The following is a 21,006-nucleotide window of genomic DNA, read 5'->3' as shown; positions in this document are numbered from 1 at the left end:
CCCCTCCTCCATGCGATGCCTTGCCGCTCAGCGCCGCTCCAGCCGGGAGAGCGCAGTGGCGGCCTGCGCCTCACCGAGGGAGATTGCCCGCCGGTACCAGTGCGCGGCCTGGGCGGGGTCGGGGCGGATGCCCCGCGCGCCGATCCCTTCCAGGAAGCCCGGGTCATAGGTGCGGCCCAGGGCCGCGGCGGCGCGGCCGCTGCCGGCCTCGGCCGCATAGGCGTAGAGCAGCCGGGCGGCGGAAATGTCGCGCAGGGCGAGCATTGCGTCCGCGCGGCGGATCACCGCTTCCAGCTCCTCCGGCGCGACCGCGGGGGCGGAGCGCGGCTGAGCGGCCTGGCCCCTGGCGGCGGGTGGCTCCGCGGGCGCGGGCGATTCGGCGCCTGGCGGAGCCACCGCCACCTGCGGGCGCGAGGATGCGGCCGGCTCGGGAGGCGCCGGCTGCCGTGGCGAGGCGGCCGCGGATTGCGGCGGCGCGGCGGGGGCTGCCTCGGAAGGCGCGGGTTGGGGCGGCGGCGCGGCCTCGGCTTGCGGCCGCGCCGGCGTGGCCGGCTCGGAGGAGGCCGGCTGACCCGGCGGTGCGGCAGCGGCTTGCGGCGGTGCTGCGCCGCCCGGCGCTGGCGGAGCGGCGGATGGCTGCGGCTCCGATGCGGCCAGCACCTCCGCCCGGCGCGCCCAGATCGCGGCAAGCAGGGAGTCGGCCTCAACGCCCGTCGCCCCGATGCCGCGCAGGAAGTCTTCCTCGTAGGTGCGGCCCAGCGCCGCCGCGGCCCGGCTGCTGCCGCCCTGTGCCGCCTCCCGGTAAAGCGCCCGGGCGGCGGCCAGGTCGCCCAGGGCGAGCTTTTCCTCGGCGCGCCGCAGGAGCGCCGCCAGCGCCGCGCGTGAGAGCGGCGGCTCGGCCTTCTCCGGCGGGGCGGGCGCGGGCTCCGGCACCGCCACGGGCATCTGGGTGTTCCGCCCCGATGCGGGCGGCGCGGGGCGCAGCGCCACAGGAGGCGCGGCTGCGGCATCGTCCCGGGCGGCCGCCTTGGCCGCCGGCGCTTCAGCCGTGCCCGCGCGGTCGCCGCCCGCTTCCGCCGTGGCGGCCGGCGGCGTCTTCGGATCAGGGGACGCCGTAGCGGCGGATGCTTCGGCCGTGACTGGCGGACCTGGAGCGGGCGCCTCATCCTGCGCTGCGGCGTCCTGCACTGCGGTGACATCAGCCGGGCTCTCCGGCCGGGCCGGCGGGCCGGATTCCGCTGCAGGGGCGCCGGAGGCCGCGTCCGGCGCCCCCTGCTCCTGCCCGCCCTGTGGCTCGGCCGGCGAGGCTGCGGCATCAGGGGCCGGAATGGGCGCCTGCGCTTCCATGACCGCCAGCGGCGCCTCGGGCGGAGGGGCCGAGGCCGGCTGCTCCGCGAGCACGATGCCGGTGACCGGAGGAAGCGGCTCGGCAACCACGCCCAGCAACACGGCGCCGTCGCTGCTGATGCGCTCTTGGGGAGGCACAGCCTCGGGCATGTGGACCAGGGCAAGCCGCAAGGGGAGGCGCTCCGCTCCGGGCGCGACGGCTGGCGGGGGCGGAGAAAGATCTGGCGCGGCCTCGGGACCCGGCGGCGGAGGCGGCGGAATTCCGGCGGCGAGCGAGGAGGCCTGGAGCAGGAGATCCTCCGCCTCGGCCAGGGAGGGGCTGCCTTCCTCCCCGGCCTGCTCCGCCGGCGGCTCGGCAGCGGCCTGGAGCCGCGTCAGCACGGTGTCGATCCGGTCGGCCTGTGCGAGAAGCTCGGCGATCTCGGCCTGAAGGGCTTCGACCTTGTTCGGCTTTGTCTCCTCCGGCGCGCTGGCGGCTTGGGCGGCCATCGCGCCGGGTGCCGAAGGCTCTGCCCGCGGCCCCGCCGGCGCGGCAAGCCCCTGCGGGGCCGGCACGCCGGCAGTATCCCCCAGCAGGACCGGTAAATAGATGAAGCCTGCCCAGCCCATGGCAGTCAGCGAGGCCAGGCTGCCGATGAGAAGCGGTTTCGCCCAGTGCGGGCGCGCCGGGGAGACCGGCGGTGCGGCATCATCGGGGCGGATGGTTCCATCCCCTTCCGGGCGGCCATGCTGCGGGGGCATGCGAGGCGAAAAGCTCATAATCGGGCTACCGTCCGGTTCGTCCCGTCACCGGCCCTGAAAGGGGCGGGGGCGGGGGCGGGAAAGGGGCGTTGCACGTCCGGGCAGCCGCGATGGCTTTGCGACAGGGCCGGAAGGCAGGCCGGCACGGCGCAGGGCCGGCGCTCGGCGGCCTCCCCCGAGGCGCTGGACCGGGGGCAGGCGGGAGGCCTTCAGCCGAAAGCGACCACAGGAGGCCGTTCCGTGTTTGCCGGGCTGATCTCTCCCGGGAAGGCGGAGCGCATCTACAGAGGTGTGCAGACGAGGGCCACCCCCATAAGAACAGCCGAATTCTCTACAGGGCCGAACGAGGCGTTCTGTAGTAGCGCCTTCACATCCGCAAGTCATTCCGCATGCCACCTTTTCTCCCGGCCTGTGGCTTTTCATTACGGTAGGGTTGCACACAGAAAGCCACAACATCTTTCGGTGGTTCAACGAGATCCCGCGCATCACGGAATTGGGAGCCGGCGAGCCCCGGGCGATTTCGCCCGGCGCCGCGCTGGCCTAGTCTCCGCGCTCCTGGCAGCCAGCGGAGTCCGCATGAACATCCTCTCCATCCAGTCCTGGGTCGCCTACGGTCATGTCGGCAATGCCTCGGCCATGTTCCCGCTGCAGCGGCTGGGCGCCGAGGTCTGGGCGGTGAACACCGTGCAGTTCTCCAATCACACGGGCTATGGCACCTGGCGCGGCCAGGTCTTCGGGGCCGAGCTGGTGCAGGACCTGGTGCAGGGCATCGAGGATCGCGGCGCCCTGCCCCGCTGCGACGCCGTGCTCTCCGGCTACATGGGCGATGCCGCCATCGGCGAGGCGATCCTGGGCGCCGCTGCGCGGGTGAAGGCCGCGCGGCACGGCGCGCTCTACTGCTGCGATCCGGTGATCGGCGATGTCGGGCGCGGCATCTTCGTCCGTCCCGGCATCCCGGAATTCATGCGCGACCGCGCGGTGCCGGCGGCCGACATCATCACGCCGAACCAGTTCGAGCTGGAATGGCTCACCGGCCGCCCCGTGACCACGCTGGAGGAGGCCAAGGCGGCGGCGGTGATGGTGCAGGCCACGATGGCGCCGGGCGGGCCGCGCTGCGTTCTGGTCACCTCGCTGCGCGTGGCCGAGACGCCGGAGGACCAGATCGAGATGCTGGCGGCCGAGGGCGGCAGCTTCCACCGCATCCGCACGCCGATGCTGCCCCTTTCGGTGAACGGCGCGGGCGATGCCATCGCCGCGCTGTTCCTGTTCCACCGGCTGAAGACCGGGCAGGCCGGCGCGGCGCTGGGGGCGGCCGCCTCCTCCATCTACGGCCTGCTGCGCCGCACCTCGGAGGCCGCCTCGCGCGAGATCCTGACGGTCGCGGCGCAGGAGGAGTTCGTGGCGCCCAGCCGGGTCTTCCTGCCGGAAGCCTGCTGAGCGCCCGCCGGACGCAGGGGCGAGGCCGGGGGAAGCGCCCTTCCCCGGCCTCGCGCCGCCTCAGGCGCGCTTCACGTTGATCGGCAGCGTCATGCCCTTGCGCTGGCCGACGAGATTGCTGCGCCAGGCGCTGTCGATGAGATACTGGCCGAGCGGATAGAAGGGCAGATCGAGGAAGAACTGCTCCTGGATCTGCCGCCCGATGCGCTTCTGCGCGTCGAGGTCCGGCGCGTCGAACCAGGCGGTGCGCAGCTCCTCCAGCTTCGGCGCCGTGGGCCAGCCGAACCAGGCATCCTTGCCATTGGCGCGCAGCAGCGGATGGCCGCCCGGGTTGGCCAGGTCCATGCCGCCGAACAGCACGATCAGCGCGCTCCAGCCGCCCTGGTCCACCGGGTTCTTGTTGGCGCGGCGCTGCAGCACCGTGCCCCAGTCCGAGGTGACGCTCTCCACGTTCATGCCGGTCTTCTGCAGCATGTCGGTGGCGACGGCGGTGAGGTTGTTGTTGTTCACCACATCCGTCGGGTGGAGCATGACGATCTTCTCGCCCTTGTAGCCCGCCTCCTTGAGCGCCCGCTTCGCAGCCTCAAGGTCGCGCGGCGAGGTCAGCGCCTCCATTCCCGCGTCGGAGGCCAGCGGACTGCCCTCGGGGAAGCAGCCGATGCCGTCGCGCCAGAGGTCGCGGTTGTCGCCCATGATGGCGGTCATGAAATCCGCCTGCCGGATCGCCGGCAGCAGGGCGCGGCGGATGGCCGGGTTGTCGAAGGGCGGGTTCAGGTGGTTCGGCCGCAGCATGGCCACCGTGCCGCCCTGGTCGAGCCGGTCCACGGTGATGTTGCGGGTTCCCTTCAGCAGCGGGCGCAGGTCGGGCGCCACCTGCTCCCACCAGTCCACCTCACCCGACTGCAGCGCCGCGGCGGCGGTGGCGGGATCGGGGATGATCTTCCACTCCATCCGCTCGAAATTCGCGATCTTCGGCCCGGCGATCAGGCTGACCGGGCCGCCGGCCGGCATGTACTTCTCGAACTTCCGGTAGACGAGCTGGCTGCCCGAGATCCGCTCATCCGCCACGAAGCGGTAGGGGCCGGAACCCACCACCTCGGTGAAGCCGCGGGCGGGGTCCTGGTTGGCGAAGCGCTCGGGATAGACGAAGCACGGATAGGAGGAGGCCTTGGCCAGTGCGTCGAGCATCGGGCCGAAGGGCTTGTTCAGGCGCATCTCGAAGCGGCGGTCGTCGAGCACGCGGATCTCGTCCAGCCGGCTGGCGAGCGTCTGGCCGTGCGTGTCGCGCAGCATCCAGCGCTTGATCGAGGCGACCGCATCCTGCGCGCGGATCTTCTCGCCGTCGTGGAAGGTCGGGCCCTCGCGCAGGGTGAAGGTCCAGCGCTTGCCGTCGTCCTCCACCACATGCCCCTCGGCGAGCTGCGGATGCGGGCGGGAATCGGCATCGATGCCGTAGAGCGTGTCCCAGCACATGTGGCCGTGGTTGCGCGTGGGGTAGGCGGTGGTGTTCAGCGGATCGAGGATGCTGACATCCGCCTGCGGGATGAAGCGCAGGACCCGCTGGCCGTCGCCCTGGGCCAGCGCAGGGCGGGCGAGATGGGCCGCGGCGGCCAGCCCTGCCGTTCCCGCCAGGAAACTGCGTCGTTGCATGGTCTTCTCCCAGCTTTTTGGTTCAACGTGAAGGCGCGCATTCTGCACATCCTGCTCACGCGCAGAAGAGCCGAGCAGGCGCCCCGCTTCCCGGGGCGCCCCATTCTCTGCTTACCGGGCGGGCACCGTGCCGGGATTCATGCTCCACCCCGCGGCCGTGTCCAGCGCCGCGACCGTCTCCTGCAGCCGGCCCGTGGCGATGGCGGCCTCGGGCAGCGGCCCCGGCTCGTTCAGCCGACGCAGCGTGATTTCGGGGCCGGCCGGGAAGACCGCCTCGGGCAGCGGCGGGCGGCGCCCGGCCTCCAGCGCCCGCGCGGCGCCGGCGAGGAGCGTGACGGCCTGCTCCGGCGGCGTGGTCTCGGACAGGCCGATCGCCCGGCGGACCTCCCCGGCAGCGCCGCGCAGGGCCAGGATCATTCCCGGCGGCAGCGCGGCATAGCGTGGATCGGTGGCAAGGATCTCGGTCAGGAACTCCAGCCGCGCGGCGGCGCGCGCGGTGCGCACGGGGCGGCCGGCAAGGGCCGCGCCCTGGTCGGCGAAATCGGCCGCGGCCATGTCCACGGCGCTCCGCACCGGATCGGTGGCGTCGGGCATCAGGTCCAGCGGCACGTCGAAGACGGGGCGCGGCGTACGCATCTCCGCGCAGCCCGGAAGTGCTGCGGTGGCAAGCAGCAGAGGCAGGAGGGAAAAGGCGAATCGGCGCATGGCGGGCTCCGGCGAAGTTGGCCGGCAGGATGACCCAGTCCGGCCGGCACGCAAAAGGCGGCGCCCCGCCATGGCGGGTTCCCGGCCCGGCTGCTGCGGCCGGCTTCCACCGGCAGCCTGGCGCAGCGCAGAAGAAACCGGCTGGCGGCGCGCGCCAGGGCGCCGCCGGGCCTGCCGCCAGCGCCCGCCGCGCCCTCAGACGCCCAGGTCGATCAGCTCCTGCGGCGGGCCGAACTCCCATTGGCGCAGTGCCCTCTGGGTGGCCGCATTGGCCTGGGGAAGGCGCGGCAAGGTGGCGAGCCGGCGCCAGGTCTCGGCACCGCCGGCCGGGAACAGGGCGGGCGGGAGTTGCGCCGCCGCGGCCTCCGCGCCAGGGGCCGCGGCGGCGGCAGTGAGCGCGTTGATCACCGCCTGGGGCGGCGCGTCGGAGGGGATTCCGAGCGTGCCGCGCACCTCATAGCGTGCCGCCTGCAGGCCAGGGGCGGCAAGCGAACCGAACTCGCGCGAGCTGCGCCCGGCGGGGATCTCCACGGCGAGGAATTCCAGCTGCGCGACGGCGAGTGCGGCCCGCGCGGGCTGGCCGCGCAGGCTGCCCGGCGAGGCGAAAGCGGCCGCTGCGCCACGCAAGGCCGCCTCCAGCGGATCCTGCGCCTGGCCGACCGCCGCCGCCGGCAGCCTGAGGGGCGGCACCGGCGTGGCGCAGCCGGCCAGCGCCAGGAACAGTCCCGCGAAAATTGCACCGCGCCGCATCCACCCTACTCCGCCAGCGAGGTTCGGTGCCGCTTGGCAAGCTCGACATAGTGGGCCGCTGTCCGGTCCCACCGCATCCGTTCCTCGGCATCCATCACCCGCACCTTCCGTGCGGGCGAGCCGAGCCAGAGCTCGTTCGGGCCGATCACCTTGCCCGGGGCGAGCAGGCCGCCGGCGCCGAGCATGCCGCCTTCCTCGATCACCGCGCCGTCCAGCACCGTGGCGCCCATGCCGACGAAGGCGCGGTCCTTCAGCGTGCAGGCATGGATGATGCAGGCATGGCCGATGGTGACGTCGGCGCCGATGATGGCGGGCTCGCGGCCGGCATTCACGTGCACGATGGTGCCGTCCTGGATGTTGCTGCGAGGCCCGACGCGGATGAAGTTGGTGTCGCCGCGCAGAACGCAATGGTACCAGACGCTGGCATCGGCACCGAGCTCGACATCGCCGATGACGGCCGCGCTGGGGGCCACGAAGGCGGTTGGATCAATGGCCGGCAGGCGGCCTTCGAAGGGGTAGAGCGGGCTCATCGTGGTTCGGCTTCCTCCCAGCGAAACGGGGCGCGCAGGCGCCCCGTCCGGTTGCTTCTCCAGGCGGTCGCGGGGGGCAGGATGCCCTGCCCCGCCGCTCCTCAGGCAGCCTGCGCCTTCGCCGCAGCCGACGCCAGCCCGAGCATCAGCCCGATGTTCTGCACCGCCGCGCCGGAGGCGCCCTTGCCGAGATTGTCCAGCCGCGCCACCAGAACCGCCTGCTGCCGCTTCGGGTTCCCGAAGACCCGCAGCTCCAGCAGATTGGTGTCGTTCAGCGCCTCCGGCTCCAGCTTGCCGTTCTCCGGCGCGGACACGACCTTCACCCATTCCGAGCCCTCGTAATAGGCGGCGAGCGCCGCCTCCAGGTCGGCGGGGCTGGGCTTGCCCGGCAGGGTGTCGAGGTGCAGCGGGATGGAGACCAGCATTCCCTGGCGGAAATTGCCGACGCTGGGGACGAAGATCGGCCGCCGCGTCAGCCCGGAATAGAGCTGCAGTTCCGGCAGGTGCTTGTGCTCCAGGCCGAGGCCATAGAGCTCGAAGTTGGGCGCCGTGTGGGCGTCATAGGCCTCGATCATCGCCTTGCCGCCGCCGGAATAGCCGGAGACGGCGTTCACCGTGACGGGATAGTCGGCCGGGATCAGCCCGGCGGCCACCAGCGGGCGCAGCAGGGCGATGCCGCCGGTCGGGTAGCAGCCCGGATTGGCCACGCGGGGGGCCGCGGCGATCTTCGCCGCCTGGTCCGGCGCCAGCTCGGGCACGCCATAGACCCAGTCCGGGTCCACCCGGTGCGCGGTGGAGGCGTCCAGCAGCTTGGGAGCGTCGGCGCCAAGCGCCATGGCCATGGCCGCGCTCTCCTTCGCGGCGGCGTCGGGCAGGCAGAGCACGACGAGGTCCACCTCCGCCATCAGCGCGCGCTTGGCCTCGGGGTCCTTGCGCCGCTCCGGGTCGATGGAGCGCAGCGCGATGCCCGGCAGGGCCTCCAGGCGCTGGCGGATGCCTAAGCCGGTGGTTCCGGCCTCGCCGTCGATGAAGATCGCGGGAACTGCACCCTTGGCCATCTGGCTCTCCTTGAGGGTCGGTAGGGATAGCAGGAAAGCAGAAAGGGCGGGTCCCTGCGGACCCGCCCTTTCCGATGAACAGCCCTTGAGGGCCGGCGCGGACGCCGGCCCGCCAGCGTCAGCGCTTGCTGAACTGGAAGGAACGTCGGGCCTTCGCCTTGCCGTACTTCTTGCGCTCGACGACGCGGGGGTCGCGCGTCAGGAAGCCGGCCTTCTTCAGGATGCCGCGCAGCTCCGGCTCGAAGTTGGTCAGCGCGCGGCTGATGCCGTGGCGCACCGCGCCGGCCTGGCCGGAGAGGCCGCCGCCGGCCACCGTGCAGTACACGTCGAACTGCTGGTAGCGGTCGGCCACCAGGAAGGGCTGCGCGATCAGCATGCGCAGCACGGGGCGGGCGAAATACTTCGAGGCCGCCTTGCCGTTGATCTCGACAGTGCCCTTGCCCGGCTTCACCCACACGCGGGCGACGGCGTCCTTGCGGCGGCCGGTGGCATAGGCGCGGCCGAACTGGTCCCGCTTCGGCTCGCGCGGCGCGGCGGCGGCCTCGCCGGCGGCCGGGGTGCCGGCGACCAGGGTCTTCAGGTCGGCCAGGGAATTGGCGGTGGTCTGCTCGCTCATGGTCTTCAGGCCACCTTGTTCTTGCGGTTCAGGGCGGCGACGTCCAGCGTCTCGGGCTGCGCGCCGGCATGCGGGTGCTCGGCCCCGGCATAGACGTGCAGGTTCTTCATCTGACGGCGGCCGAGCGGGCCGCGCGTGATCATGCGCTCGACCGCCTTCTCGACGACGCGCTCGGGGAAGCGGCCCTCCAGGCGCTCGCGCACCGTGCGGCCCTTGATGCCGCCGGGATAGCCGGTGTGCCAGTAGAAGACCGACTGCTCGGCCTTGTTGCCGGTCACCTTCACCTTGTCGGCGTTGATGATGACGACATGGTCACCGCAATCGACATGCGGGGTGAATTGCGGCTTGTGCTTGCCGCGGAGGCGAGTGGCGACGAGAGCAGCGAGGCGGCCGAGCACGAGCCCGTCCGCATCGATCAGCACCCAGCCCTTCTTGACCTCCGCCGGCTTCAGCGAGCGGGTCTGCGTGGTCAGCATGATGCGCTTCGTAAAGTCCTGGTATCGGGTGGCCGTCTTATCGTCGCCAGGGCGCTCCGGGTCAAGGGAAAATACTGTGGTATCATGATACCTCAGCCGTTTGGGCCGCAGATGACGGGGGCAAACGGCGCGCGAAGAAGCGCGCAATGGCCGGCCCGATGAGCAGCACGATCAGGAAACGCGCCATCTGCATGGCCATGATGAAGGCGATGTCCACCTCGCTGGAGGCGGCGATGATGGCCACCGAATCCGCCCCGCCCGGGCTGGTGGCGAGGTAGGCGGTGAGCGGGTCGATCCCCAGCACCAGGCTGAGCAGCGCCGCGAAGACGCCGCAGACGGCGATCAGCACCAGGTTGGAGGCGAGCACGCGCGGCAGCGCGCGCGCCGCATGGGCCAGGATCGGCCGGGTGAAGCGCAGGCCGATGCTCCAGCCCACCGTGGCGTAGCTGGCCGCCAGCACCCAGGGCGGCAGCTCGATGGTCATCAGCCCGAAGCCCTGCAGCAGGGCGGCGAGGAAGAGCGGCACCAGCATCGCGCCGGCGGGGATGCGCAGCCGGCGCGCCAGCCAGGCGCTGCCGGGACCGACCAGCAGCGTGGCGCCGAGCGCCAGCCAGTCCACCGGCGGGAACCAGGGCGCGCTCTGCACCGCCCCTTCCGGCACGCCCACCCAGACCCGCGCCACCACCGAGGCCACCGTCGCCACCAGCACCACGCGGAGATAGAGCATGAAGGCGACCAGCCGGACGTCGGCGCCGTGCGCCTCGGCCATCAGCATCATCGCCGCGGCGGCGCCGGGCGAGGAGCCCCAGATGGCGGTGGTGCCGGGCAGCACCTGCCGGCGCGCCAGCAGCCAGCCGAGCAGGCTGCTCGCCGCCAGCACCGAGGCGACGCCGGCCAGGAAGACCGGCCAGTCCACCAGCAGCTCGCCCAGGATCTCGGGCTTGATGCTGCGGGCGATCATGCAGCCGATCACCCCCTGGGCGAGGGCGAAGGGCAAGGACCCGACGCGCAGCGCGCCCTCCATCACCGCCACCAGGATGCCCGCCGCCATGGCGCCCAGCAGCAGCGCCGCCGGCAGGCCGAACAGCTCCAGCACCGCCACCAGGAGGACGGAGAGGCCGAGCAGCACCGCCCAGCGCACCGCCATCGGCAGGGTCGCGAGAGTGGGCGGCCGGCCCTGCAGGATTCTCCGCAACATCGCGGCTCACCCTCCCCCGCCGGGCTGCGAGGCGCCCGGCGGCCAGGAAGCGGGAGGGCGGCAGGCGGAAATCGGCATTGGCACAGGTCCTGCGGACCCGCGCGGCCCGCGATGCGGCGCAGCATGGCACGGGCGGCCATGGCATGCGCGGTCAGCGTCCTCCCCCTCTGCTCCGGTTCTTGTGGATTGCCGCGCCCGGGTCAATCCGGCGGCGCAGTCAGCTGCAGCGCGGCCACGGCCCGCGATCGAGGTGGAAGTGGTCGCGATGCGCGGCGTTGTAGTCCGGCCCCAGCACGGCGCGGAAGAAGCGGCAGGCGCCGTCCCGCACCTCGCGCAGGAAGGCGCCCGCCTCGCCCTCGCCCCAGTCGCGCACCACCCGGATCTCCTGCCCCTTGCCCAGGGTGAAGCCGGCGATGTCGAGGGCATTGGCCGTCGCGTGCTCGCTGCGCCGCCCCTCCGCCCGGCCATAGACGTTGCGGCAGGCATAGGTGCCGAGATGGTGCACCCGCGTCACGCGGCTGCCGAAATGCCGCTCCGCCGCCGGTTGCAGGGCGTGGTGCTCGAACAGCGCCCAGGCCGCCGCCACCGGGCAGGTCACCACCGGGCCGGCGGGCGCGAGGCTGGCGCCCTCCCCGGTCAGCCGGACCGTGTCCTCCAGCGGGCAGCCCAGCTCGGAGGGCCGGTCGGGCAGCCGCGCGACGGTCATGCCCGAAGCGGCGAAAGCGGCGAAGCAGGATTCCGGCTGCCATTCCATGCGGGCCAGCTTCCAGCGCGTCACCGGCGTGGGCGGGTCGCGGAAGTCGAGCGGCGCGAGCGGGTCCCAGGGCGGCGGGGGCCGCCAGATGCCGGTGACGTAAAGCCCCACGAGGGTCAGGGGCACCAGCAGCAGCGAGGAGACCAGGGCGCGAAGGAACATGCCCTTGAGATGGCCTTCCCCCGCCCCGGGCGGAACCCTCCCCCCTTGCCGATGCCGGCGCCTGCCGCGAAGCTGCGCGGACTCCCAGGCTTCCAGGACCCGACGCCATGCCCGTGCTGAACCGCATCGCCGACTTCCATGACGAGATGACCGCCTGGCGGCAGGACTTCCACCGCCACCCCGAGCTGGCCTTCGAGGAGGTGCGCACCAGCGGCATCGTGGCCGAGAAGCTGCGGGCCTTCGGCGTGGACGAGGTGATCACGGGCATGGCGAAGACCGGCGTGGTCGGCGTCATCCGCGGCAGCGCGCCGGGCGGGGCGATCGGCCTGCGCGCCGACATGGATGCGCTGCCGATCCACGAGGAGAGCGGCGTCCCCTACGCCTCCACCGTGGCCGGCAAGATGCATGCCTGCGGGCATGACGGGCATACCACCATGCTGCTCGGCGCCGCCAAGTACCTGGCGGAGACGCGCAACTTCGCCGGCACGGTCTATGTCATCTTCCAGCCGGCCGAGGAGAGCGGCGGCGGCGCCGAGGTGATGGTGAAGGAAGGCCTGTTCGAGCGCTTCCCGGTGGACCGCGTCTTCGGCATCCACAACTGGCCGGGCGTGCCGGCGGGCGAGTTCGTCTGGCGCGTCGGCCCGGTGATGGCGGCGGTGGCGGATATCGACATCACCATCACCGGCAAGGGCGCGCATGGCGCCATGCCGCACCAGGGGAATGACCCGGTGGTGATCGCGGCGCAGCTCGTCACCGCGCTGCAGTCGGTCGTGGCGCGCAACATCGAGCCGGTGGAGGCGGGCGTCATCACCATCGGCAGCATCCAGGGCGGGCAGGCCTTCAACGTCATCCCGGAGAGCGTGCGGCTGCACGGCACCGCGCGCTGGTTCAAGCCCGAGGTGGGCGACCTGCTGGAGAAGAAGGTGACGGAGCTGGCCACCGGCATCGCCGCAGCCTTCGGCGCCAGCGCCGCGGTGAAGTTCACCCGCATGTACCCGGCGACGGTGAACGAGGCGGAGTCCACCGGCCTCGCCACCCGTGCGGCGAGCGCCGTGGTCGGCGAGAACCGCGTCAACGAGATGCCGAAGCCCACCATGGGCGGCGAGGACTTCGCCTTCATGCTGAACGAGAAGCCGGGCGCCTATCTGATGCTCGGCGGCGGCCGCGGCGAGGGGGACCCGCAGGTGCACCACCCCCGCTACGATTTCAACGACGCCATCCTGCCGGTGGGCGCCAGCTTCTTCGCGACCCTGGCGGAGCAGCTGCTGCCGCGCGGCTGAGCGCGGGTGTTGCAAGGCGCCGCGCTCAGCCGCGCGGCGGCCGGATGCCGCAGCCTTCGACGCATGCGGCCAGACGCGGCATTTTCAAGAATTTGTGAATCCGATCTGCTAGAGACTGTCATGGATCACTCATAGAATCCTGATTCTATTGTACTTTCCTGAAGCGTGCTGGCGGAGAAAACGCAGCGAATCAACGCGGTAAGGTAGGATCCGCAACAGTCTCTAGGCGCCGGGCGGGTGATGTGGTGCCTTGCGCTCCGTTCTGACAGGTCGTGGAGTCGGCATGCGATTCCTGCTCATTAGCGGCTTGATTGATGACCGCGATCTCCTTGGCCGCCTTCTGGCGGCTTGCGGGCTCAGCGCAGCCGCGCTGGACTGGGTGGAGGAGCCTTCCGAAGGGGCGCGTCTCCTTGCCCGCAGGGCGCATGCTGTCACCTTCGTCGACGAGACGGTGGCGGGCACGGTCCTGGGCCGCCTCCGCAGCGCCGATGCCGCGCCCGATGCCGCCGCCACCATCCTGCTCACGGAGGCCGCCCCCCAGTCCCCGCCCGCTCCCGCGGAAAAGCTCCGCCTGGCGCGGACGGAACTGACGCCGGCCCTGCTCCGTCACCTCATCCATGCCGCACGGCAGCGAACCGCGGCACGAGCCCAGGCGCAGGATACCGAAACCTACCTGCGGCTGCTGAAGGAGTCGGCCTGCATCGGCACCTGGGACTGGGACCTCCGTACGCAGGAGGTGACCTGGTGCGCGAACCTGTACAAGCTCTTCGGTGTCGCGCCATCCGCGCCTGCTGCGTCGCTCTTCGCGCGCTGGCTCAACGCCATCCACTCCGACGATCGCGACGCGGCGCAGGCGGTGGCGACCTCGGCCATTGCCGGCGTGGCACCGCTGGAGTCCATGTTCCGGATCCTGCGCCCGGACCCGGACGATCCCGAGGCGCCCGCCCGAATCCGCTGGATTCACTGCAAGGGCCAGGTGTTGCGCGACGAGCAGGGCGCGCCCATCCGGGTGATCGGCATCAACATCGACGTGACGGAGCGGCAGGAAAAGCTGCTGGAGGTGGAGGCCGGCCGGCAGGCCGCATCGGAGGGCCGCTTCCACAGCGAGATGCGCTTCCAGACCTTCTTCGAGAACTCGCCGCACTGCATGTTCTATCTCCGCCACGAGGAAAATGGCCGGTTCACCTACGAGGCGGTGAATCCGGCTGGCCTTGCGGCGGCCGGCTGCAGCCTGGAGGAGATCCGCGGCAGGGGGCCAGAAGACGTCCTCGGCCCGGAGAAAGGCGCGGCGATGATGGAGGGCCTGCGCCAGGTTCTGCGAACCGGGCAGCCCTTCCACTACGAGCCGACCTGGCGAATGGCGGCCGGGTTGGTCACCTACGATGCCAACTACATGCCGCTGCGCGACGAGGCCGGACGCATCTCCGGCATTCTCGGCGTGGCCCGCGACATCACGCATCGCCGGCAGATGGAGAAGGCCGTCCATCAGCTGCAAAAAACGGATGCCCTTGGCAAGCTGGCCAGCGGGGTTGCCCACGACTTCAACAACCTGCTGGCCAATGTCCTTGCCTGCTTCACGATGCTGGAACCCTATGCCGCCTCCGAGGCGGAGAAGCAGCTCCTCGCCGAGGGCCTGCGGACCGTGGAGCGGGGCCAGGCGCTGGTGCAGCAGTTGCTGAGCTTCTCACGGCAGCAGTCCGTGGCGCCGGAGCCGCTCGACCTCAATGCCGCGCTCAGAGACATGCGTGGCATGCTCGACCACGCGCTGGACCGGAGCGTGCAGGTGGAGCTGTGCCTCGCCGGGGATCTGCGGGCGGCCATCGCCAACCGCAACCAGGTCGAACTCGCCATTCTCAACGTCGCGATCAACGCGCGCGATGCAATGCCCGAGGGCGGCAGGCTGACCATCGCCACACGCAATGTCACGATCGCGGACCGCCAGGCCAACGGCCTCTCACCTGGCGACTATGCCGCCGTGGAGGTGACGGATGACGGCGACGGCATGCCACCGGAGGTGCTGGCCCACGTGCTGGAGCCCTTCTTCACGACGAAGGAGGAGGGAAAGGGCACCGGCCTCGGGTTGAGCATGGTCGCCGGCATGGTGAGGCAGGTGGGCGGCGGCATCCAGATCGCCAGCCAATCCGGACACGGCACCACCGTCACGCTCTATTTCGCTCAGCCCTCCGTTGCGGCGGAAGCCGGCCCGGCCCGGCCGCAAGGCTCCACGAGACAGGATCAGGCTTCGCCCGCATAGTGCCCCCGGACCTGGCATCCGGGGATATCACCGCATGAGTCGTTCGCTCCGCCTCGCCCTCACCGGCGACAGCATCCTCCAGCGCCGGCTGCTCAGCCGCACCGACCCCGTGCTGCGACCGCTGTTCGACCGCATCCGCGGGGCCGACCTGGCTTTCACGAACCTTGAGGTGCTGGCGAACGACTTCCGCGGCGATCCGGCGCTGGAAAGCGGCGGGTCGCATTTCGGCGCGTACTCCTGGGTGCTGGACGAGCTGCGCGAGGCGGGCTTCGATCTCTTCGCCGCCGCCACCAACCACTGCCTGGACTACAGCATCTCCGGCCTGCTGCACACGATCGACGCGCTGGAGGCGCGCGGCCTCTGTTATGCCGGCATCGGCCGCAACCTGGAGGATGCGCGCCGTCCGGCCTATCTGACGCACCCCCAGGGCACCGTCGCGCTGCTCTCCTGCTGCTCGACTTTCAATGCCGGCAACGAGGCCGGCGTGCAGCGGCCGGACATGCAGGGCCGCCCCGGCCTCAACCCGGTGCATGTCGAGACCCTGCACGAGGTGACGGAGGCGCAGCTCGCCGTGCTGCGTGAGATCGCCGAGCAGCTCGGCCTGGAACGGCAGCGGCGGCAGATCCTCAAGCTCGGCTTCGGCTTCCCGCCCGAGGAAGGCGTGCTGCCGCTCGGCAAGATGAACTTCCGTGCCGCCGGGAAGACCGCGCTGCGCACCAGGGCGCGGGAGAAGGACGTGGAGGACATCGCCCGCTGGGTGCGCGAGGCGCGGCTGGCGAGCGACATCGTGCTGCTCAGCCTGCACGCGCATGAGCAGGGGGCGGACAAGGACCTGCCGGCGGAGTTCATCCCCGCCTTCGCCCGCCGCATGATCGACGAGGGCGCCGACCTGGTGGTGGGCCACGGCCCGCACCTGCTGCGCGGCATGGAGATCTACAAGGGCAGGCCGATCTTCTACAGCCTCGGCAACTTCATCGGGCAGAACGAGCTGGTGCCGCGCATCCCCGCCGACTCCTACGCCCGCTTCCGGGCCGACCCGGAGATGACGCCGGCGGCCGTCTATCGCCAGCGCACCTCCGACGACACCAAGGGCTTCCCCTCCGACCCCCGCTTCTGGGAGACGGTCGTGCCCTTCTGCACCTTCGAGGAGGGCCGCCTGACGGCGCTGGAGATTCATCCCGTCAGTCTCGGGCTTGGCGAGAAGGCGCATCTGCGCGGCCGCCCGCGCCCGGCGGAAGGCGAGGAGGCCGCACGCATCCTGGGCCGCTTCGCCGGGCTTTCCGCTGCTTTCGGCACGCAAATGACGGTCGGGGACGGCATCGCGCGGGTGGACCTTTCGGCGGGTTGACGCAGCCCTCCGTCATCACGAAGCTGCGCGCAGGGAAAGCCAGACGGTTTCATCATCGAACCCCAGGAAGGATACGGCATGCCCGCAGCCCTCTCCGCCTTCTCCCGCCGCGCCCTGCTCGGCACCGGCGCCGCCCTGCTGGCGGCGCCCCGGCTCGGCCGCGCCCAGGGCGCCCGTATCCTGCGCTTCGTGCCGCAGGCCGATCTCGCGGTGCTCGACCCGATCTTCACCACCGCGACGGTGACCAGCAACCACGCCATGATGGTGTTCGACACCCTCTACGGCCTGGATGCGAACTACGAGGCGCACCCGCAGATGGTCGCCGGGCACAATATCGAGGATGACGGCCTGACCTGGGTGATGACCCTGCGCGAGGGCCTGAAGTTCCACGATGGCGAGCCGGTGCGCGGGCGCGACGTGGTGGCCAGCATCCGCCGCTGGGGCTCGCGCGACATGTACGGGCAGGAGGTGATCGGCGTCGCCAACGAGATCACGGCGCCGGACGACCGCACCATCCGCTTCCGGCTCAAGCGCCCCTTCCCCACCCTGCCGATGGCGCTGGGCAAGGTCGGCTCCAACCTGCCGGTCATCATGCCGGAGCGGCTGGCCAAGACCTCGCCCACCACGCAGGTGACGGAGATGGTGGGCAGCGGCCCCTATCGCTTCCTGGCCGATGAGCGTCTCGCCGGCGCCCGCGTGGCCTATGCCCGCTTCGAGGGCTACGTGCCGCGCCCGGATGGCACGCCGAGCCGCACCGCCGGCCCGAAGGTCGCCCATTTCGACCGCGTCGAATGGAACATCATCCCCGACCAGGCGACCGCCGCCGGCGCGCTGATGGCGGGCGAGGTGGACTGGGTGGAGAGCACCAGCAGCGACATCGCCCCGATGCTGCAGCGCAGCCGCGACGTGAAGGTCAGCTACGGCGACGACTATTACGACACGATCCTGCGCTTCAACCAGCTCTACCCGCCCTTCAACAACCCGGGCATCCGCCGCGCGCTGCTCGGTGCCATCGACCAGAAGGAGATGATGCAGGCGGGCTACGGCACCGACCCGGAGGGCTGGAAGACCGGCATCGGCTTCTTCAACCCGGAATCGCCGCTGGCCAATGATGCGGGGATGGAGGCGCTGACCGGCCCGCGCGACTACGACAAGGTCAAGCGCGACCTCGCCGCCGCCGGCTACAATGGCGAGAAGGTCGTGATGCTGCAGGCGGAGGACTACCCGACCCTGCGCGCGCTGGCCGAGGTCTCGGCCCATGTCATGCGCCAGCTCGGCATGAATGTGGAGACCCAGACCGGCGACTGGGGCACCATCAGCCAGCGCCGCTCCAACCGCGAGCCGCTGGACAAGGGCGGCTGGAGCGCCTTCTGCACCGGGCTCAGCGCCACGCTCGACCCGGCCGGGCATCTCGGCCTGCGCGCCAACGGGGCCAAGGCCTGGTTCGGCTGGCCCGACAGCCCGAAGCTGGAGGAACTGCGCCAGGAGTGGTTCGCCGGCAAGGACCTCGCGACCCAGAAGAAGACGGCGCGCGAGATCCAGCTCCAGGCCTTCCAGGACGTGCCCTATATCCCGCTCGGCTCCTATCGCCGGCTGCAGGCCAGCCGCGCCAATCTGACGGACTTCCCGACGGGCTCGGCCTGTTTCTGGGGCGTGAAGCGCACCTGACCGGTGTGCCGGCGGGCGGCGCGCTTTGTCCGCGCCGCCCGCCTCCACGCGCTCAACCGAGCAGCACGTCGTCGGTGAAGCCGAGGACGAGGGAGACGTGCAGTCTTCCCAGCAGCCCGTCCAGCGGCGCGGCCAGCGCATCGAGGGAAGGCTGTGACAATGGCATGGTTGGTTCCTCCTGAACCGGTCCGATCTGGCGCCTCTCGTTCTATCTCCGGAAGGCGGGGCAGCCTGCGCATATGGGCTGGAGCCGCCGGCACTTCCCTGCGGGGCGCGCCTCGCCAGCCAAGCGGGCGGCACGGTAGACTGACGGACCGGTCGCGGCATGCGGCCTGCCGGGCAACACGGGAAGCAAGGGCATGTGCGGGCGCTATTTCCTTCAGCGTGATCCGGCGCGGCTGGCAGCCTGTTTCGGGACGGAGAACCCGCTGCCGAACCATCCGCCGTCCTGGAACGTCGCGCCCACGCAGGATGCGCTCGTGGTGCGCCGCCACCCCGAGAGCGGCGCCCGCCATCTGGATGCGCTGCGCTGGGGGCTGGTGCCACGCTGGGCCAAGGATGCCTCGGGCGGCGCGAAGCTGATCAACGCGCGGGCCGAAGGGGTGGCGGAGAAGCCCTCCTTCCGCGACGCTTTCGCCCGCCGCCGCTGCCTGGTGCCCGCCGACGGCTTCTACGAGTGGCGGCAGGAGGGCGCGCGGAAGCAGCCCTATGCCGTCGCCCTGGCGAATGGTGAGCCGATGGCGCTGGCCGGGCTCTGGGAAGGCTGGAAGCAGCCGGACGGCACCTGGCTGCGCACCTACAGCATCATCACCGGCGAGGCGAACGCCAAGCAGGCGCTGGTGCACCACCGCATGCCGGTGATCCTCGGCCGGGAGGACTGGCCGGCCTGGCTGGGCGAGGAGCCCGCCGGGCCGGAGGCGCTGCTCGCCCTGCTGCGCCCCTGCCCCCCGGACTGGTTGGCCTCCTGGCCGGTGGCGGCGCGCGTCGGCAAGGTGGCGGAGAACGATGCCGGGCTGCTCGCCCGCGACCCCGCCGCCAACCCGCCGCCCGAGCTGGACGACCCCCCGGTCTATTGAGGCCCGGCGCTCAGGAGCCGCGATAGGTGCTGTAGGACCAGGGCGAGCAGAGCAGCGGCACGTGGTAGTGCCCCTGCCCCTCGGCCAGCCCGACATTCAGCGTCACCACGTCGAGGAAGCGCCCGGCGGGCGGCGGCTCGACGCTGCGCGGCTCGGGCAGCGGATCGAGCAGCCGCAGCTCGGCGGCCGGCTCGGGCGGGGCGACCTGCACGGTCAGTCCGCGCGCGGCGAAATAGTCGCCGATGGCGAAGCGAAGCTCATAGCGGCCCGGCCGGAAGCGGGCGGCGTCCAGCAGCGGCGCGTCGGTGCGGCCATCGGCATTGGTCACGGCCTGGGCAACCAGCTCCGGCTGCGGCGCCATGCGCCACAGTTCCACCGCCACCCCTTCGGCGGGGCAGCCTTCGGCGGTGTTCAGCACATGGGTGGTCAGCGCGCCCGGCTTCATCCTGTCACTCCGCAGCGTCGGCCAGCAGTTCCTGCGGAATGGTGGAGGTCAGTTCCGCCACGTCATAGGCCCGCAGCGCGGCCAGATGGGCTTCCGCATCCTCGCGCCAGAGGGCCCGGCAGAGCCCGTCCACCAGCCGCGGGACGCCATGCTTCATGCCGCTGATACTGGCCCCCGAGAGGCCCATGGACAAGGTGGCCGCATAGGTCATGCAGTGGATGTGGCGCAGGGCGGGCGCGGCGCCGGGCGCCTTCTCCTGGAAGGCGAAATCGTCCGAGAGGTAGGGCGAGGCGCCGCAGAGCGCGCTCTCCTCGCCGGCGGGCGGGGTGAAGGCGTCGCGCCAGAGGCGGATCTGCGGCGCGAAGGGCGCCAGCTCCGGCCGCAGCCCGAGGTCGAAGGTGAAGCCGGTGCCGAGGATCACCGCATCGGCGCGGAAGGCACCGCGCGGCGTGGCGATCTCGACCTCCTCGCCCACCATGCGCGCATCCTCGATCGGCGCCCCCATGACGAGGCGGAAGCGTGGGTCATCCGCCACGCGGTCCCAGCTTTCCTGCGGCGGCGGCTGGTTCAGCTCGAAGATGTGCCGGGTGAAGCGCCATTTCAGCAGATCGGGCAGCGCGTGGTGCTGGCCGAGATAGCCGGCCTGCTCCATCCAGCGGAACGGATTGACGCGCGGCATCCGCCGCCGCCGCACCAGCATGGTGGCCCCGGCGGCGCCGGCCTCCAGCGCCACCGCGAGATTGTCGAAGGCCGAGGCGCCGGCCCCCACCACGATCAGCCGCTTGCCGGCGAGGGTGGCGAAGTCGATCGCCTGCGCGGTGTGCAGCACGCGCCCTTCCGGCAGGGTGTCGAAAGGGGGCGGCAGCAGCCAGGCGCCGGAGCCGTCCATGCCGGTGGCCAGCACCAGCTTGCGGGCGCGCACCATCGTCTCGCCGGAGGGCGTGGCGAAGCGCAGCTCCAGCAGCCCGCCCGCCGCCTCCTGCCCGATGCCCAGCAACTCGTGCGCGTGCCGCACCGGCAGGCCAAGCACGCCGGCATACCAGTCGAGATAGCGCTGCCAGTCCTCGCGGCCGATCTTGTGCAGGCGCTCCCAGGCCTCGGCACCGTCCCGCGCGGTGAAGAAGGCGCGCGGCGTCAGCGCCGGCACGCCGAGATCGGGGCCGGTGACGTGCTTCGGCGTGCGCAGCGTGCGCATCCGGGCGAAGGTGGTCCAGACGCCGGTGCCGCCGGGCGGCGCGCGGTCGAAGATCGCGACGTTGTCCACCTTCTGCCGGCGCAGGCCGAAGGCGGTGGCCAGCCCCGTCTGCCCGGCGCCGAGGATGGCGACGTCCAGCACGCCCTCCCCCCGCGGCGGCACCCAGGGATGCGCCGGATAGTCCAGCAGGGCGAGTTGCCGCCGGACCTCGTTCTCCAGTTCGGCAAGGGCGGTGGCCATGGCGGGGTCTGCTCCCAGGCGGAGGAAGGGCGGTCATGCTGCTTCGCACAACCGCCCCGCAGAATGCCGCGCGCCG

The 21,006-nt window shown here is 71.7% G+C and carries 18 protein-coding genes; 6 read left to right on the top strand and 12 right to left on the bottom strand.

All coding sequences use genetic code 11. The features are described 5' to 3' along the window. Positions 1-27: 27 nt before the first annotated feature. Positions 28-2,088 (bottom strand): hypothetical protein, encoded by a 2,061-nt coding sequence (locus tag QMO56_RS15265; RefSeq protein WP_283526984.1) that lies wholly within the window; start codon positions 2,086-2,088, stop codon positions 28-30. A gap of 576 nt (positions 2,089-2,664) precedes the next feature. Between QMO56_RS15265 and pdxY the strand changes: the two genes are divergently transcribed. Beyond that, a complete protein-coding gene (gene pdxY / locus QMO56_RS15260; protein ID WP_283526983.1) occupies positions 2,665-3,525 on the top strand; it encodes a pyridoxal kinase PdxY in 861 nt (286 codons plus the stop codon). Between the two features lie 60 nt (positions 3,526-3,585). On the opposite strand, the gene QMO56_RS15255 is transcribed toward pdxY, so the two are convergent. The 9 genes from QMO56_RS15255 to QMO56_RS15215 form a co-directional block, all read right to left on the bottom strand. Next, positions 3,586-5,175 carry an ABC transporter substrate-binding protein gene (locus QMO56_RS15255; protein ID WP_283526982.1) on the bottom strand — a complete coding sequence of 530 codons (1,590 nt, stop codon included), beginning with the start codon at positions 5,173-5,175 and terminating at the stop codon, positions 3,586-3,588. 111 nt (positions 5,176-5,286) lie between these two features. Then, entirely contained in the window at positions 5,287-5,880 is a 594-nt protein-coding gene (locus QMO56_RS15250) for a hypothetical protein (RefSeq protein ID WP_283526981.1), read from the bottom strand. A 195-nt stretch (positions 5,881-6,075) separates the two neighbouring features. Then, positions 6,076-6,630 (bottom strand): hypothetical protein, encoded by a 555-nt coding sequence (locus QMO56_RS15245; protein ID WP_283526980.1) that lies wholly within the window; start codon positions 6,628-6,630, stop codon positions 6,076-6,078. Positions 6,631-6,635: 5 nt separating this feature from the next. After that, entirely contained in the window at positions 6,636-7,160 is a 525-nt protein-coding gene (locus tag QMO56_RS15240) for a gamma carbonic anhydrase family protein (RefSeq protein ID WP_283526979.1), read from the bottom strand. A gap of 101 nt (positions 7,161-7,261) precedes the next feature. Next, the gene (gene argC, locus QMO56_RS15235; protein ID WP_283526978.1) at positions 7,262-8,218 is read right to left on the bottom strand and encodes an N-acetyl-gamma-glutamyl-phosphate reductase; all 957 of its coding nucleotides are present in this window, start codon (positions 8,216-8,218) and stop codon (positions 7,262-7,264) included. 118 nt (positions 8,219-8,336) lie between these two features. Further along, the gene (gene rpsI / locus QMO56_RS15230) at positions 8,337-8,834 is read right to left on the bottom strand and encodes a 30S ribosomal protein S9 (protein ID WP_283526977.1); all 498 of its coding nucleotides are present in this window, start codon (positions 8,832-8,834) and stop codon (positions 8,337-8,339) included. A gap of 5 nt (positions 8,835-8,839) precedes the next feature. Then, positions 8,840-9,310 carry a 50S ribosomal protein L13 gene (gene rplM, locus QMO56_RS15225; RefSeq protein WP_283526976.1) on the bottom strand — a complete coding sequence of 157 codons (471 nt, stop codon included), beginning with the start codon at positions 9,308-9,310 and terminating at the stop codon, positions 8,840-8,842. Between the two features lie 82 nt (positions 9,311-9,392). After that, positions 9,393-10,508: an AbrB family transcriptional regulator gene (locus QMO56_RS15220; protein ID WP_283526975.1), complete on the bottom strand. Its 1,116-nt coding sequence runs from the start codon at positions 10,506-10,508 to the stop codon at positions 9,393-9,395. 217 nt (positions 10,509-10,725) lie between these two features. Then, entirely contained in the window at positions 10,726-11,424 is a 699-nt protein-coding gene (locus tag QMO56_RS15215) for an extensin family protein (protein ID WP_283526974.1), read from the bottom strand. A gap of 107 nt (positions 11,425-11,531) precedes the next feature. Here QMO56_RS15215 and QMO56_RS15210 point away from each other — a divergent pair, with 107 nt between their 5' ends. The 5 genes from QMO56_RS15210 (at position 11,532) to QMO56_RS15190 (ending at position 19,050) form a co-directional block, all read left to right on the top strand. Continuing rightward, entirely contained in the window at positions 11,532-12,704 is a 1,173-nt protein-coding gene (locus tag QMO56_RS15210) for a M20 aminoacylase family protein (RefSeq protein WP_283526973.1), read from the top strand. A gap of 283 nt (positions 12,705-12,987) precedes the next feature. Next, entirely contained in the window at positions 12,988-14,958 is a 1,971-nt protein-coding gene (locus QMO56_RS15205) for a PAS domain-containing protein (protein WP_283526972.1), read from the top strand. 34 nt (positions 14,959-14,992) lie between these two features. Next, positions 14,993-16,306: a CapA family protein gene (locus tag QMO56_RS15200; RefSeq protein WP_283526970.1), complete on the top strand. Its 1,314-nt coding sequence runs from the start codon at positions 14,993-14,995 to the stop codon at positions 16,304-16,306. 78 nt (positions 16,307-16,384) lie between these two features. Continuing rightward, the gene (locus tag QMO56_RS15195; protein WP_283526968.1) at positions 16,385-17,974 is read left to right on the top strand and encodes an ABC transporter substrate-binding protein; all 1,590 of its coding nucleotides are present in this window, start codon (positions 16,385-16,387) and stop codon (positions 17,972-17,974) included. 359 nt (positions 17,975-18,333) lie between these two features. After that, complete coding sequence (locus QMO56_RS15190; protein WP_283526966.1) at positions 18,334-19,050, top strand: SOS response-associated peptidase; 717 nt, start codon at positions 18,334-18,336, stop codon at positions 19,048-19,050. Positions 19,051-19,060: 10 nt separating this feature from the next. On the opposite strand, the gene QMO56_RS15185 is transcribed toward QMO56_RS15190, so the two are convergent. Beyond that, positions 19,061-19,495 carry a hydroxyisourate hydrolase gene (locus QMO56_RS15185; protein WP_283526964.1) on the bottom strand — a complete coding sequence of 145 codons (435 nt, stop codon included), beginning with the start codon at positions 19,493-19,495 and terminating at the stop codon, positions 19,061-19,063. A gap of 4 nt (positions 19,496-19,499) precedes the next feature. Next, positions 19,500-20,930, bottom strand: a complete 1,431-nt coding sequence (locus QMO56_RS15180; RefSeq protein ID WP_283526962.1) for a SidA/IucD/PvdA family monooxygenase — start codon at positions 20,928-20,930, stop codon at positions 19,500-19,502. Positions 20,931-21,006: the final 76 nt, after the last annotated feature.

The sequence above is a fragment of the Roseomonas sp. E05 genome (genome assembly GCF_030063475.1).
GTDB lineage: Bacteria > Pseudomonadota > Alphaproteobacteria > Acetobacterales > Acetobacteraceae > Pseudoroseomonas.
This window is presented reverse-complemented; position numbering and strand designations above follow the sequence as displayed.

Coding starts and splice junctions, on each gene's coding strand:
- QMO56_RS15265 (WP_283526984.1), bottom strand. CDS start 2,088: ATGCCCCCGCAGCATGGCCGCCCGGAAGGGGATGGAACCATCCGCCCC.
- pdxY (WP_283526983.1), top strand. CDS start 2,665: ATGAACATCCTCTCCATCCAGTCCTGGGTCGCCTACGGTCATGTCGGC.
- QMO56_RS15255 (WP_283526982.1), bottom strand. CDS start 5,175: ATGCAACGACGCAGTTTCCTGGCGGGAACGGCAGGGCTGGCCGCCGCG.
- QMO56_RS15250 (WP_283526981.1), bottom strand. CDS start 5,880: ATGCGCCGATTCGCCTTTTCCCTCCTGCCTCTGCTGCTTGCCACCGCA.
- QMO56_RS15245 (WP_283526980.1), bottom strand. CDS start 6,630: ATGCGGCGCGGTGCAATTTTCGCGGGACTGTTCCTGGCGCTGGCCGGC.
- QMO56_RS15240 (WP_283526979.1), bottom strand. CDS start 7,160: ATGAGCCCGCTCTACCCCTTCGAAGGCCGCCTGCCGGCCATTGATCCA.
- argC (WP_283526978.1), bottom strand. CDS start 8,218: ATGGCCAAGGGTGCAGTTCCCGCGATCTTCATCGACGGCGAGGCCGGA.
- rpsI (WP_283526977.1), bottom strand. CDS start 8,834: ATGAGCGAGCAGACCACCGCCAATTCCCTGGCCGACCTGAAGACCCTG.
- rplM (WP_283526976.1), bottom strand. CDS start 9,310: ATGCTGACCACGCAGACCCGCTCGCTGAAGCCGGCGGAGGTCAAGAAG.
- QMO56_RS15220 (WP_283526975.1), bottom strand. CDS start 10,508: ATGTTGCGGAGAATCCTGCAGGGCCGGCCGCCCACTCTCGCGACCCTG.
- QMO56_RS15215 (WP_283526974.1), bottom strand. CDS start 11,424: ATGTTCCTTCGCGCCCTGGTCTCCTCGCTGCTGCTGGTGCCCCTGACC.
- QMO56_RS15210 (WP_283526973.1), top strand. CDS start 11,532: ATGCCCGTGCTGAACCGCATCGCCGACTTCCATGACGAGATGACCGCC.
- QMO56_RS15205 (WP_283526972.1), top strand. CDS start 12,988: ATGCGATTCCTGCTCATTAGCGGCTTGATTGATGACCGCGATCTCCTT.
- QMO56_RS15200 (WP_283526970.1), top strand. CDS start 14,993: ATGAGTCGTTCGCTCCGCCTCGCCCTCACCGGCGACAGCATCCTCCAG.
- QMO56_RS15195 (WP_283526968.1), top strand. CDS start 16,385: ATGCCCGCAGCCCTCTCCGCCTTCTCCCGCCGCGCCCTGCTCGGCACC.
- QMO56_RS15190 (WP_283526966.1), top strand. CDS start 18,334: ATGTGCGGGCGCTATTTCCTTCAGCGTGATCCGGCGCGGCTGGCAGCC.
- QMO56_RS15185 (WP_283526964.1), bottom strand. CDS start 19,495: ATGAAGCCGGGCGCGCTGACCACCCATGTGCTGAACACCGCCGAAGGC.
- QMO56_RS15180 (WP_283526962.1), bottom strand. CDS start 20,930: ATGGCCACCGCCCTTGCCGAACTGGAGAACGAGGTCCGGCGGCAACTC.